Annotated in this window: 13 protein-coding genes; 8 read left to right on the top strand and 5 right to left on the bottom strand. The window is 65.7% G+C overall.

Translation table 11 applies throughout. The annotated features are described in order from the left end of the window. Window positions 1-45 precede the first annotated feature (45 nt). The gene (locus JK358_RS21395) at window positions 46-585 is read right to left on the bottom strand and encodes a WKL family lipoprotein (protein ID WP_201949537.1); all 540 of its coding nucleotides are present in this window, start codon (window positions 583-585) and stop codon (window positions 46-48) included. 196 nt (window positions 586-781) lie between these two features. Beyond that, window positions 782-1,135, bottom strand: coding sequence for a hypothetical protein (locus JK358_RS21390; RefSeq protein WP_201949536.1), 354 nt, complete (start codon window positions 1,133-1,135; stop codon window positions 782-784). A 208-nt stretch (window positions 1,136-1,343) separates the two neighbouring features. Here JK358_RS21390 and JK358_RS21385 point away from each other — a divergent pair, with 208 nt between their 5' ends. The 3 genes from JK358_RS21385 to JK358_RS21375 are packed head-to-tail and all read left to right on the top strand — an operon-like array spanning window position 1,344 to window position 3,741. Continuing rightward, complete coding sequence (locus JK358_RS21385) at window positions 1,344-2,357, top strand: YncE family protein (RefSeq protein ID WP_201949535.1); 1,014 nt, start codon at window positions 1,344-1,346, stop codon at window positions 2,355-2,357. Then, window positions 2,357-2,626 carry a DUF5703 family protein gene (locus JK358_RS21380; RefSeq protein ID WP_201949534.1) on the top strand — a complete coding sequence of 90 codons (270 nt, stop codon included), beginning with the start codon at window positions 2,357-2,359 and terminating at the stop codon, window positions 2,624-2,626. The genes JK358_RS21385 and JK358_RS21380 overlap by 1 nt, the downstream gene beginning before the upstream one ends. Window positions 2,627-2,661: 35 nt before the next feature. Beyond that, window positions 2,662-3,741 (top strand): quinone-dependent dihydroorotate dehydrogenase, encoded by a 1,080-nt coding sequence (locus JK358_RS21375; RefSeq protein ID WP_201950187.1) that lies wholly within the window; start codon window positions 2,662-2,664, stop codon window positions 3,739-3,741. Window positions 3,742-3,816: 75 nt separating this feature from the next. Here the strand turns inward: JK358_RS21375 and JK358_RS21370 are convergent, their stop codons facing one another. After that, complete coding sequence (locus JK358_RS21370) at window positions 3,817-4,125, bottom strand: hypothetical protein (RefSeq protein WP_201949533.1); 309 nt, start codon at window positions 4,123-4,125, stop codon at window positions 3,817-3,819. 100 nt (window positions 4,126-4,225) lie between these two features. On the opposite strand from JK358_RS21370, the gene JK358_RS21365 reads away from it, so the two are divergent. After that, window positions 4,226-4,621 (top strand): hypothetical protein, encoded by a 396-nt coding sequence (locus JK358_RS21365; RefSeq protein WP_201949532.1) that lies wholly within the window; start codon window positions 4,226-4,228, stop codon window positions 4,619-4,621. A 444-nt stretch (window positions 4,622-5,065) separates the two neighbouring features. Here JK358_RS21365 and JK358_RS21360 read toward each other — a convergent pair whose 3' ends face one another. Both JK358_RS21360 and JK358_RS21355 read right to left on the bottom strand, forming a co-directional pair. Next, window positions 5,066-5,458, bottom strand: a complete 393-nt coding sequence (locus JK358_RS21360; RefSeq protein WP_201949531.1) for a hypothetical protein — start codon at window positions 5,456-5,458, stop codon at window positions 5,066-5,068. Between the two features lie 190 nt (window positions 5,459-5,648). Continuing rightward, a complete protein-coding gene (locus JK358_RS21355; RefSeq protein WP_201949530.1) occupies window positions 5,649-5,933 on the bottom strand; it encodes a hypothetical protein in 285 nt (94 codons plus the stop codon). Between the two features lie 770 nt (window positions 5,934-6,703). Between JK358_RS21355 and JK358_RS21350 the strand changes: the two genes are divergently transcribed. From JK358_RS21350 to JK358_RS21335, 4 genes are all read left to right on the top strand, one after another. Then, window positions 6,704-8,173 (top strand): carbohydrate kinase family protein, encoded by a 1,470-nt coding sequence (locus JK358_RS21350; RefSeq protein WP_201949529.1) that lies wholly within the window; start codon window positions 6,704-6,706, stop codon window positions 8,171-8,173. A gap of 104 nt (window positions 8,174-8,277) precedes the next feature. Beyond that, window positions 8,278-9,288 carry a GTP cyclohydrolase II gene (locus JK358_RS21345; protein ID WP_307817659.1) on the top strand — a complete coding sequence of 337 codons (1,011 nt, stop codon included), beginning with the start codon at window positions 8,278-8,280 and terminating at the stop codon, window positions 9,286-9,288. Between the two features lie 77 nt (window positions 9,289-9,365). Next, the gene (locus JK358_RS21340; protein ID WP_201949528.1) at window positions 9,366-9,983 is read left to right on the top strand and encodes a GTP cyclohydrolase II; all 618 of its coding nucleotides are present in this window, start codon (window positions 9,366-9,368) and stop codon (window positions 9,981-9,983) included. A 197-nt stretch (window positions 9,984-10,180) separates the two neighbouring features. Continuing rightward, window positions 10,181-12,010: an AMP-dependent synthetase/ligase gene (locus JK358_RS21335; protein ID WP_201949527.1), complete on the top strand. Its 1,830-nt coding sequence runs from the start codon at window positions 10,181-10,183 to the stop codon at window positions 12,008-12,010. Window positions 12,011-12,111: the final 101 nt, after the last annotated feature.

Genomic DNA, 12,111 nt, shown 5'->3' with positions numbered 1-12,111 from the left:
TCCGGTGGATGAAACGCCCCCACCGTAGGGATCCGGTTTCGAGCATCAGCCGCAGGCCGCGGTCTTGTAGTCGGCCGAGCGCAGAATGCCGCACAGATCGGTGCGCGAGATCTTCCAGCGGCCGTCCTTGGACACGAAATGCACCACCGTGGTGCGGACATTCGTGCCGGTGCCGTCCTTGTCCAGGCTCAGCGTGGCGGTCAGGGTGCCGTCGTGGTTGTCGAAGACCGGATCCTTGACGCCGTAGACAGCGCGCGGATTGTCCTGCAGCGCTTTGTACATGTCCGGGATGGCGTCCTTGAACGCCTCACCGTCCTCGATGAGCGCGGTGCGCTCACTGTCGGGCAGGTTCGGGTCCAGCGCGGCTTTGATCTGGGCATCGAGTTCGGCGGCGGTGGGCAGCGGCGGTTTGGTCGCGCTGCTGGTCGCGGCGGCGGCCGCGGAGGACGAACTCAACGCGGCGTAGGCCGAGGAACGGGCCGCGTCCACCGAGGCGTCGTCGGAACCGCTTCCGCCGCAGGCGGTGACCACCGCGGTGAGAGTGGCGAGAATCAACACGGAGATGACCGGTCGTCGCAATGCCATGAACATCCTCGGGCTCGAACTGCGGTTGCTTGCCGTCATTTTGGCACCCTTCCCCCTCATTTGCGGTTTTGGGGTGAGTGGGTGTTTTCGTGACAGATGATAAGGATGGAATTCATGTATAGATGCGCATATGGCCGTATACGTATGTTCTTTCCAACTGGATGGCATGCGCCAGCACTCGATTCCCAGCCGCAGCTCACATGCCGTCGATGACCGCACCCAGGCGGCCCAGCAGCGCGCGCACAGTGGTGGCCTCCCGCGGTGGGGCCGCGACCGGACTCGCCTGGGGCACCAGATCACGCACCAGGGCGATCACGCTGCGTTCATCGTCGAGGTCGATATCGGTGACGGGGGCTTCGGCGACCGCCACCACGTCCTCGGCGGAAGGCACGTCGCCGTCCAGGTCGGGGCGGTAGATCTCGAGCGTCAGCGTCGATCGGACGGTGCGGAAGGCGAATGAGCGCCCGTCCCCGGTGCTGCCGAAGCCGTGCGCGTAGCGACCCACGGTGACGTCTTCGACGGTGAAGCCCGAGGTGTGGCCGGTTTCCAACGAAACTCCCAGAAAGTGCCTGCGTTCACCATCCACCGTAGCGGCTGCGACCGACACGGGCATCGAATGCGCATGTCACGTCATACGACTGGGTACTCCCCCGGGACGAAGTGACGACACGGCCACCCCCGGCCGCCGGGCTCGCCCGGTCGGCATGGTCAGATTAGGGAGCACGCATGATTTCGTCGGCAGGTAAGGAGTTCGCTGCATGCGCCGTCGCGGCTGGATCCGCTCGGCCCTCGCGGGCATGGCAGCGGTGACTCTGCTCGCCGGATGTTCGTCCACGGACGACGCGTCGGGCAAGCCCACCATCGAACCCCCCTCCCCCGCGATCGCGCCGGCTGCCACGGTGGCTCCCGCGGGCGATGTCGTGGCGAGTGCGCCGATCCGATTGCTGCTCTCCGAACCGTCCACCGGCGTACTCGGCGCGGTCCACGGCACCGACGACCGGACTCTGCATCTGGTCGATCCGGCCACCAAGGCGGACCGACCGGTCGCGCTGGGTGGGTCGGCGGCGTCGCTGGCCGTGGGCGAACCCGGTGAGCTGCTGGTCGCGCTGCCCGGACAGGTGCTGCGCGTGGACGTGGCCACCGGCCGGACCACCGCTGTCACCGTCGACGGCGACGCGCGTTCGGTCGCGGTGCGCGGCGACGGGCTGGTCGTCGGGCTGGCCAACGGTAAGGTGCTGCTGCTCGACGCGAACGGTGCTGTGCAGCAGACTATTTCAGGTCTGGTCTCCGCCGATGTGGTCGATGCCGCCGACGAGCACGTGGTGGTGCTGGACCGCCGCCAGACCCTCATCAGCGAACTGAACCTCTCCGACGAGCGCGTCGGCCTGTCGCTGCGGGCCGGGGACGGGGCCGTCGCCATGATCGGCGATCACTACGGCCGGCGCATCGTCGCCGATACCGCGGGCCGCGAGCTGCTGGTCTACACGGCCGATCCCTTGGTTCTGCATCAGCGTTTCCCGGTAGGCTCTTCGCCCTACGCACTCGCCTACGATCAGCGGTCCGAGACCGCGTGGGTGACGCTGACCGGCAGTAACGAAGTCGTCGGCTACGACCTGTCGACGGGTATACCGGTAGAGGTGGGGCGCTACCCGACGGTGCGCCAACCCGACTCGGTGACCATCGACAGCCGCACCGGGGACATGTTCGTGGGTTCCGCGACCGGCGACGGTCTGCAGCGGATCGCCGCGGACCAGCGGAAGAGAGGGCAGTGATGGCTCGGGCCTCACGTTCAGCGCACGCGACGCGCACACTACCGGCGAGCTGGGAAGAAGAAGCCGCCGATGACGAATGGGAATACGTCCCGCTCCGACTACCCCGAGAAATGAATCGCGTGACCGCCTCCATGCGGCTCGCGATTCAAGCCGAATACGGCGGCTGGGAGCTGTCGCGGGTGCGTGCCTACACCGACGGCAGCCGTCGCGTGTTGTTACGCCGCCGCAAGAGCACCCAGTTGTCCCCGACACCCGAGGCGGTGATGTAACCCGCATGGCGGTTAAAACAGGTACAGGCGAGCGTCTGTACGCCCTACTGCTCAAGATGATGTTCCTGCTCCCCCCGGAGCGTATCCATCATCTTGCTTTCGGTGCCATGAAACTGGCCACCCGCTTCGGGATCGGTCGCCGGCTCACCGCGAAACTGCTGGTGGCCGACGACCCGATCCTGCGCACCCGGGTCTTCGGCGTGGACTTCCCCGCGCCGCTCGGGCTGGCGGCCGGCTTCGACAAGAACGCCGAAGGCGCCGACGCATGGGGCCCGCTCGGCTTCGGCTACGCCGAGATCGGCACCGTCACAGCCCAGGCGCAACCGGGCAATCCGGCGCCCCGCCTGTTCCGCCTGCCCGCCGACCGTGCGCTCATCAACCGCATGGGCTTCAACAACCACGGCGCGGCGCAGGCGGCCGCCCACCTGGCCCGCCGCTCCCCCGGCGGCATCCCCATCGGCGCCAATATCGGCAAGACCAAAGTGGTCGAACCCGCCGACGCCGCAACCGATTACGCGACCAGCGCCCGCCTGCTCGGCCCCCTCGCCGACTTCATGATCGTGAACGTCAGCTCGCCGAACACCCCCGGCCTGCGCGACCTGCAGGCGGTCGCCTCACTGCGCCCGCTCCTGCAGGCCGTACTCGACAAGGTCTCGGTCCCGGTCCTGGTCAAGATCGCCCCCGACCTCTCCGACGAGGACATCGACGCGGTCGCCGACCTGGCCGTCGAACTCGGCCTCGCCGGAATCGTGGCCACCAACACCACCATTCGCCGCGACGGCCTGGCCACTCCGGCCATCGACGTCGAAGCCATCGGCGCGGGCGGCCTGTCGGGCCCCCCGGTAGCCGACCGCTCCCTCGAGGTCCTGCGCCGTCTCTACGCCCGCGTAGGCGACCAACTCGTCCTCATCTCGGTAGGCGGCATCGAAACCGCCGACCAGGCCTGGGAACGCATCCTCGCCGGAGCCTCCCTCCTGCAAGGCTTCACCGGCTTCATCTACGGCGGCCCCTTCTGGGCCCGCCGTATCCACCGCGGCCTCGCGGACAAACTCCGCGCGAACGGCTACTCCAGCCTGTCGGACGCCGTCGGCGCGGGACATACCGCCCGCGCCTGATCCACATTCGCGTTCAGCACAACAAGATTCGAACCACCGCCCGTCGACGTGTGTCGGCGGGCGGTTCGTCATCGATCAACCGGCCAGCGCCGCGCCGGGGATGTGCTCATCGACGATCTCGACGACGTGCACCGTGTGGGAGACGAGCAGGGCCTGGGATTGCGGGCTGGCGGTGACCTTGTGCAGTGCCTCGCGGAAGGTTTCGGCATCGGCGAGATTGTCGAAGCCGAGGCCGATCAGGACGCGGGCCGGGTTGTCGTGGAGGCGGGAGACTCGGCACGAGCGGACGTGGAGTTCGCTGCGGAAGCGGTCGAACTTGTCGAACACGGTTTTCCACGCGTCGTAGTCGTGCACGGTGTTGTCGATGTGCAGGTTGATGGTCATGGCGGCCTCCTCGGTTGCTGGGCTGTGCTTCGAAGTGTCGGCCGGATCGGGCTGCCGCCATATCCCGGATCTTGGGGATATCTGTTCCTAGACTGAGTCGGTGCCGAGCGCACGGGAACTGGCCGACCGGGTCGAACGCCACGATCGGGACCGCTACATCGCGAAACGGTTTCGCGAGCTGGTGCTCGCGGACCTGCGGCGGGCGCTGCCGTTCGACGGGTACGTCTTCGCCCTCACCGATCCGGTGACCCGGGTGGCGACCTCACCGCTGGCCGACATGCCCGGCCCACCGTGGCCGCGGCTGCCGGAGTTGATCCGGGCCCGCTATCTGACGCCGATACACCGCTGGGATCGGCTGCTCGGGCTCAGCGGTCGTTCGCTGCTGGAACTCACCGCAGGGGATCCGACGCGGTCGCTGGTCTGGCAGCAGGTGCACCGCGATCTCGGCGTTCTCGATACCGCCGCGGTGGCCTTCGCGGATCGCTACGGCTGCTGAGGTTTTCTCGAACTGCTGCGCACCTCCGGCGTCGCGTTCGATCGTGCCGAGACCGCGCATCTGACCACGCTCGCGGGTCCCGTCACCACCGGATTGCGGCATGCCCTCGGCCGCACTTTCGCCGCACCGGATGCGGGCCTGCCGCCGATCGGTCCCGCCGTGATCGTCCTCGATCCCGGTTTGCGGGTGCGGGCGCAGACGGCGGCGGCCGCCGCCGCGCTGTTCCAGCTCAATCCGCCCGACGAACCCATGCAGCCGATTCCCGCGTGCTCGCAGCCGGACATGATTCCCGCCGCATGGCAGCGGAATTGGTGCTCTCGGAGCACACCGTCAACGATCACGTGAAGTCGGTGCTCGCCAAATGTGGCACGCGAACCCGCAATTCGCTGCTGTCGCGGGCGCTCGGCATCGGCTGACACCGGGTCCGTTGGGTGAAGTTCTCGCTCACCCCCATAGGTGCCGTGACCGCGCTCCGGAGCTCACCGGTGTGCAAGCCGCGATTTTTCCGTCGAGTGTGAAGTCGGGCCATTCGGGCTCCGTATCCGGCTCGGCGACCGAGCCGTCGCCGTCGCCGTGCATCCGATCGGCCATGCGCTGGGCGAGCATGATCACCGCGTGCTCGACCAGGATGCCCAGGCGGGCGGCACGATCAGCGGCGCGCGTATGGGCATCGTCGTCGTACACGATGGCGGGGTTGGAGAGAATTTCGTCCAGTTCCATTCCGGCATGGGCCTGTTCGCGGGTGAGGCGGTGTTCGGGGAGCCAGCTCAAGCGCCACCCCGGCTCACCGTAACCGCGGGAGCGGACGGCGTATTCGGGTGTGATGTCGCTAGTCATTGCCCGCGTGCTGAATTCGATGGTCACTGGTCCTCCTCGGGCCTATCCCACGTGTGGCAGGGTCTCTGCGCACCCGTGCCTAGTTGCTGACGCCGGCGGTCACCCGCGCCGAATATTGCTACCTTCATCGAATGCCGAGCGGTCGGTATTTCATCGAATCTCCGCACACCGTCCGGTTTGTCGGAATTTCTCATCGCAACCTTCGCCCTTGCAGTGCCGACATCGCCTCACCCACCGCTATGCCCAATTCCGCGGCACTGATGATTGCCCGGGCCGCGACAATCACATCCCGCTGACAGTGGTTACCGGAAAAGAACTCCGCGAGTTCCATCCCCGCCACCGCCTGCCCCCGAGACACCAGCCGCTCCGGCAACCAACTCAACCGCCACTGTGGTTCGCAGCCGCCACCCTCCTGGTGCGCGGCCTCCCCGGTGAGATCGCTACTCATCCACCCCGCGTTGTAGAAGATCGTCACGGCCTCCCCCTCTCGAGCATTCTTTGATGCAGCACCGCCATCACATGCTGGACAGTGGTGCCGAGTTGCGCCGCAATCTCCTCGGCTCGCACCCCAGGCTCCTCTCCCCCACTGCACCACTCGGTCAATTCCATTGCGGCCCTGGCCTGTTCACGTGTCAGTAAAGGCTCCGGCCGCCAGCTCAACTCCCAGGCGGGTTCTGCCCGCCCATGCCGGCAGTCCGCCCATTCCGAGCTGAGGCTGCTGGTGATCGATCGGCTGCTCTCATAGATCACGACATCTCCCAGAGGTGAGGGGTGTCGCCGTCGCGAATTGAACCGGTTTTCCGGGATGCCTCGAGCCGGCCGATCGATGATCATGATCGGCCGGTGCGGTCGCTGCCAACGAATTGTGAACGCGGATCGAGCGATACGACGACAGGGCAGTTGAATTGTCGAGGTCCGGACAGGCGAGTCCGCCCGCCTACACGGCCTCCACTTCGGTGTCACGCTCAGCCTCGGGCTCGCACTCCACCCGCCTGCCCCGCCGGATCCGCCGAATCAGGAACACCACTCCCATCACCAGCACCTCCCGAACCGTCTGGTGGGGGCGATATTTCGCCAATCCCAGTATGGCATTTGCCGTCGACCGTGCGGCATTTGCCGTTGTCGCAAGGGGATTGACGTTTTTCCAGCTCACTAAACCTGTACCACCGGGTATTCTTAGCCTGAATGGTTACTAGCAACCCACCCCCGCGAGCCGGGTCTGCCATGGTGCCGCAGGACCCCGGCATGGTCGCTGTGCGCAGCATCCTCATTCGTCTACGCAAGCGATCGGGCTTGAGCCCAGATCGCCTGCAGAGCACCGAGATCGACACCCGGACGCTTCTCGAACTGAGCAGCGTCCGGCGCCACGCACATGTGAGCCAGACGACACCGGAGCAGGCGTTACCTGAGTTGATCGGCAAGATAGCTCGCACCCTGCCTGTAACCCAACGCCTCATCGTGGATGTCGAACTGTGTCTCGAGCTACTCCGCGAGCATCCGCCGGCGGGCGTCGATCTCGACCAGCTCTACGCCGCAGACCTGGGTGACCGTCGCCGATCCCTGGCTCGACAATGGCGCAGGTTGCACACGACCTTGGGCGCCGCGCGCATTCCATCGACGCCCACGGCCCGCAGCCTACGCGACTCACCCGAGACCGGCGCCTTCACCGCGCTTGCCGAGCTGCTGGCATCCGGCTACGAACCTGATGGTGCGCAATGGAATACGGTCACCGTGGTCGGCGACGCGGTATTCGATCAGATCCACCGAGTCGAACAGATTCCCGAGGTGGGTATGTCGGAATGGGGCAGGATCAGTCGACATCCCGGCGGGAAAGGGCTCAACCGGGCCGTCGCACTTGCGCGACTCGGTCTAGATGCCCGCCTGCTCGCCGCAATCGGCGACGACGATGACGGCCGGGAAATCCGCGAATATCTCTGCGAGCACCGTGTCGACATCAGTCTCGTGAAGGTGCGGCGTAACGCACGAACACCGGTAACGACCGTACTGATGCCCCGAGCCGGCGGATACGCGTCCATCGCCGACAAAGAGGGACGAACCGCTTTGACCGCGGCCGATCTGAACAGCGCTCCCTACCGACAGGCGATCGCGGGCGCGAATGTAGTGTTACTCACCTTCGAACAATCCCCGGAGGTCGTAGAGCAGGTACTCAACGTCGTTGCCACACTGAAACGTTCCCGCGGTCACAGCACCGGACCGCCCTGGTTGATCGTCAATGTCTCACCGCCGCGGAGCCTGCGGCAATCGACGCTTGCACACCTTGCCGCCATCGACTTCCTGGTGGGCTCGCCGCGAGAGTTGGACGGACTATGGCCGGGCGAACCAACCGCGACGGTGATCAAGTGGCTGCTTGACCATCGAGTGGGCACCGTGTGCGTCATCGATGGCTTCCAGTGCAGAATTCACCGCGCTGGAGCGGAACCTGCCGTCGTTCCCGTCGCCGCTGATCTTTCCAGCTTCGCAGGTGCCGCGTCCGCCTTCTCATCGGCACTGACATACAGGCTGGTCACCGGAGGCGGCGCTGTCGCTTCGGATGACTTCCTCTTCGCCGTGGTGATGGCCGAGGCCGTAGCCTCCGATCAGCCTGTCGAGAGCGTTCCTGATCTGATGCCGTCGATGACGGCCGTAGACACAACCGCGTTCCAGAAACCCCCCGAACATCTCAACTTCCAGCGCGCCGAGAATGACGCGCCGTAGCGAACTTCTCGTAACGAGGGATCGCAGGTTAGCATCTCCGACGGCCCCGGGTGACGTGGCTAACACAGCGCCGTGTTGTGTTCGGCCACTCTCCGGAGGACCGTGTGACGATTGCAGGCGACCCGCCGCTCCCCGCCCTGCTCGCAGATACGACGCATGTGTTCACCCGTCGGCGACGCGATATCCGGCTGAGCGTGGTGGAGGTCGGCAACAACCAGGGGCACGCTCTCGTCTTCGGGGACATCGGCAACGATTGTCTCGTCCGTGTGCATTCGCGATGCCTCTACGGTGACGCACTCCGGTCGGACGATTGCGATTGCGGCCCTGAGCTCGACGCGTCACTCGATATGATCCAGGCCGCTGGGCGCGGCGTGTTGCTCTATCTCGAGCAGGAAGGTCGCGGTGCCGGTTTGGTAGGCAAAGCCCGCGGCTATCGGGTCAGTCAGCTCGAGCACCTCGATACCTTCTCCAGCTATCGGAAGCTGGGCTTCTCTCCCGATTCGCGCACATATGGCGAAGCAGCCCGTACCCTCAGCGCCTTGGGACTGACATCAATCAGATTGTTGACGAACAACCCTGACAAGGTCGGCGCTCTCGAATCCGAAGGGTTACGGGTCCAATCGGTTCCGTTGCACATCCTTCCGCCAAACCGGTCCGTCGAACGGTATCTCGCTGCCAAGCGACAGCAACGCGGCCATAGCCTGCCTGAGAACTGGCGGGTCCATCGCCTCCGCTATGCCCTGGCCATGGCAACCTTCGCCGTCATTGTCATCGCAATGATCACCGGACTCAGCGCATGTGCGATCGACCTCGCCAACCCCGGCCCTCCGGATACGAGCGTCTCTGGCCACGCCGAGCTTCTGAGCACCGCTTCGGGCCAGACGGATACAGATATCAACATGGTTGGCGCACAGTTCACATGGTCGCCGCAGAAGACACGTGTACTTTCGCCCGCGAATTCACACGCGTCCGTGGACGATGGCAGAACGACCGTCCTGGTTGCGATCGCCGCCGCAGCCGCTGCGATAGGCCTGGCGGCCGGTTACTGCGGATCCAGGGCCAGCCGCCGTGTACTGACACGAATCCGTTTGTTGCGCAGCAACTCTCTCCTGTAGCGAATGAAAGATCCTGCGATCGAAGGCTTTCCACTTCGGTCATAATTGCCTGAAGTGAGACATCGGCGGGAGCTGCCGTGAAAGATCTTCGGGCGACTGCACATTCGCTGTCCCGCAAGGGCCAGGAGTTGCAGGTACAGGTAATGGAGCTGCGCGATGACACTGAGCAGGTCAGTGGCCACCTGCTGCTGTTCGGTAGTCCGTGCAACGGCTGCCTGGTCCGTATCCATTCGCGATGCCTCTACGGCGACGCCCTGCAGTCCGACGATTGCGATTGTGGGCCGGAGTTGGAGTTGGCCCTGGACATGATCCAGGCGGAAGAGCATGGAGTGCTGCTCTATCTCGAGCAGGAGGGACGCGGCTCGGGGCTCGTGGTGAAGGCGATGGGGCTACGTCTCGCGGCGGAGGCCGATGTCGACACCTTCACCAGTTATCGAATGCTGGGGCACCCCATCGACTCGCGGTGTTACCGGCGGGCGGCGGAGTCGCTGGTCAAGGATCTGGATCTGCAGTCTGTGCGCTTGATGACCAACAATCCCGCGAAGGTCGAGGCCGCACGCGCGGTTGGCCTCGAGGTTCGGCAGGTGCGGTTGCGGACCGCACCACGCAGCGCACGAGCGCTGCGGTACATGCGGGACAAGCAGCAGTTGGGTGGTCACGACCCAGCGATATCCGAGTCCGGCGATCGCCAATGAGACCGAGCGTAATGAAAAGTTAAAGGTTGTCCGCGACACAGTCGGGGGTTTGTGTCTACGATGAGTGAGCCGCGCCACAGAGGGCGCGCGGCCATCGCGTGAGTCGGGTTGGTCGTTCTCTCGGTCTTTCGGGGTTCGCGCAGGTTGGGATGGGTGCGCGTGTGGCCGGTACAGCGAGAGGCAATCGGAAAAGGGTTATGACGACAGACATCGGCTATACGCACAAATCGGGCAAAACGGTCTTCACGGTGCCGGAGGCGTTTCAGGAGACGCTGACGCTGCGGCCTGATCAGGTGGCGATTCGGACTGTGGGGGGCACGCAGGAGATCACCTGGCGTGAGTATGGGGAGCGGGTGCGCGTGATCGCGGCCGGGCTCGCCGGGCTGGGGATCGGGCACGGGGACACGGTCGGGATCATGCTGACCAACCGGCCCGAGTTCAACCTCGTGGACACCGCGGCGCTACACCTGGGTGCGACGCCGTTCTCGATCTACAACACCAGCTCCGCCGAGCAGATCACACATCTGTTCACCAATGCGGAGAACAAGGTCGTCATCACCGAACCCGTGTTCCTCGACGCGGTACGCGGCGCGGGCGTCGAACTCGAGCACATCGTGCTCGTCGAGGGGGCCGCGGAGGGGACGATCAGCCTCGCCGAGGTCGAAGCCGCACCCAAGGCCGATTTCGATTTCGATGCCGCGTGGCGGGCCGTCACACCCGATGATGTGGCGACGCTGATCTACACCTCCGGCACCACCGGGCCGTCCAAGGGCGTCGAGCTGACCCACCGCAATGTGGTGGCGCAGATCGTGGGCCTGGTCAGCGGACCGCTCACGGTCGGCATCGACGACCGGTCTGTGTCGTACCTGCCGGCCGCCCATGTGGCCGACCGCATTTCGGGCCACTGCGCCAACCTGTTCACCGGCGTGCAGATGACCACCGTGCCGGATCCGCGCGAGATCGCGGCCGCCCTGCCCGATGCCCGCCCCACCGCGTTCTTCGGTGTGCCGCGCGTGTGGCAGAAGATCAAGGCCGGAATCGACGCCAAGCTCGCCACCGAGGCCAGCGGCGTGAAGAAGGCGCTCGCCAACTGGGCCATCGGCGTCGGCGTCAATGCCGCGCGGGCGGACCTGGCCGGCAACGGCCGCGGCGCGCTGCTCGATGTCCAGCACAAGCTGGCCGACGCGCTGGTGCTGTCGAAGCTGCGCCACGCTCTCGGCTTCGACGAGCTGAAGGTCGCCGCCTCGGGCGCGGCCGCCATCCCGCCGGAGACCCTGGAGTACATGCTGGGCCTCGGCTTCACCGTCACCGAGGTGTGGGGCATGTCGGAGACCTCCGGCGTCGGCACCTACACCCCGCTCGACAAGCCCAAGCCGGGCACGGTCGGTATTCCCATGCAGGGCGTGGAGATTCGCCTCGGCGAGGACGGCGAGCTGCTGCTCAAGGGCGATATCGTCACCCGCGGCTACCGCAAGATGCCGGACAAGACCGCCGAGGCCATCGACGCCGACGGCTGGCTGCACACCGGCGACGTGGCCACCATCGACGGCGACGGTTACGTCTCCATCGTGGACCGCAAGAAGGAACTCATCATCAACGAGGCGGGAAAGAACCTGTCTCCCACCAATATCGAGAACTCGGTGAAGGCGGTGTCCTCGCTGGTCGGTCAGGTGGTCGCGATCGGTGACGCCAAGCCGTTCATCGCCGCGCTGGTGGTGCTGGATCCCGATACCGCGGTCGTGCGGGCCAAGGCTCTGGGTACCCCCGACGCCGATCTCAAGACCCTGGCCACGCGGCCGGAGATCATCGAGGAGATCAAGGCGGCCGTCACCGCGGCGAACGCGAAACTGTCCCGCGTGGAACAGATCAAGCGTTTCGTCATCCTCGACAGCGGCTGGGAGCCGGGCGGCGACGAGCTGACCCCGACCCTCAAGCTCAAGCGCAACCCCATCGCGAGCAAGTACGCGGCCGAGATCGCCGCGCTCTACACCACGCCTGCTCCGGACAATGTGATCAACCTGTCCTGATCGGCTTTCGAGACCGTGGCCCTGGGCGAACAGCCCAGGGCCACAGTTGTTTCCGCACCACCTCTGTGCGGGTTTCAACCGGAGGTAACTCCTGGCGTACA

The organism is Nocardia acididurans, from assembly GCF_016741815.1.
Lineage (GTDB): Bacteria > Actinomycetota > Actinomycetes > Mycobacteriales > Mycobacteriaceae > Nocardia > Nocardia acididurans.
This window is presented reverse-complemented; position numbering and strand designations above follow the sequence as displayed.

Excerpts from the sequence above, each read along its gene's own strand:
- JK358_RS21335 (WP_201949527.1), top strand. The coding sequence starts at position 10,181 with ATGACGACAGACATCGGCTATACGCACAAATCGGGCAAAACGGTCTTC.
- JK358_RS21395 (WP_201949537.1), bottom strand. The coding sequence starts at position 585 with ATGGCATTGCGACGACCGGTCATCTCCGTGTTGATTCTCGCCACTCTC.
- JK358_RS21350 (WP_201949529.1), top strand. The coding sequence starts at position 6,704 with ATGGTCGCTGTGCGCAGCATCCTCATTCGTCTACGCAAGCGATCGGGC.
- JK358_RS21370 (WP_201949533.1), bottom strand. The coding sequence starts at position 4,125 with ATGACCATCAACCTGCACATCGACAACACCGTGCACGACTACGACGCG.
- JK358_RS21380 (WP_201949534.1), top strand. The coding sequence starts at position 2,357 with ATGGCTCGGGCCTCACGTTCAGCGCACGCGACGCGCACACTACCGGCG.
- JK358_RS21360 (WP_201949531.1), bottom strand. The coding sequence starts at position 5,458 with ATGACTAGCGACATCACACCCGAATACGCCGTCCGCTCCCGCGGTTAC.
- JK358_RS21385 (WP_201949535.1), top strand. The coding sequence starts at position 1,344 with ATGCGCCGTCGCGGCTGGATCCGCTCGGCCCTCGCGGGCATGGCAGCG.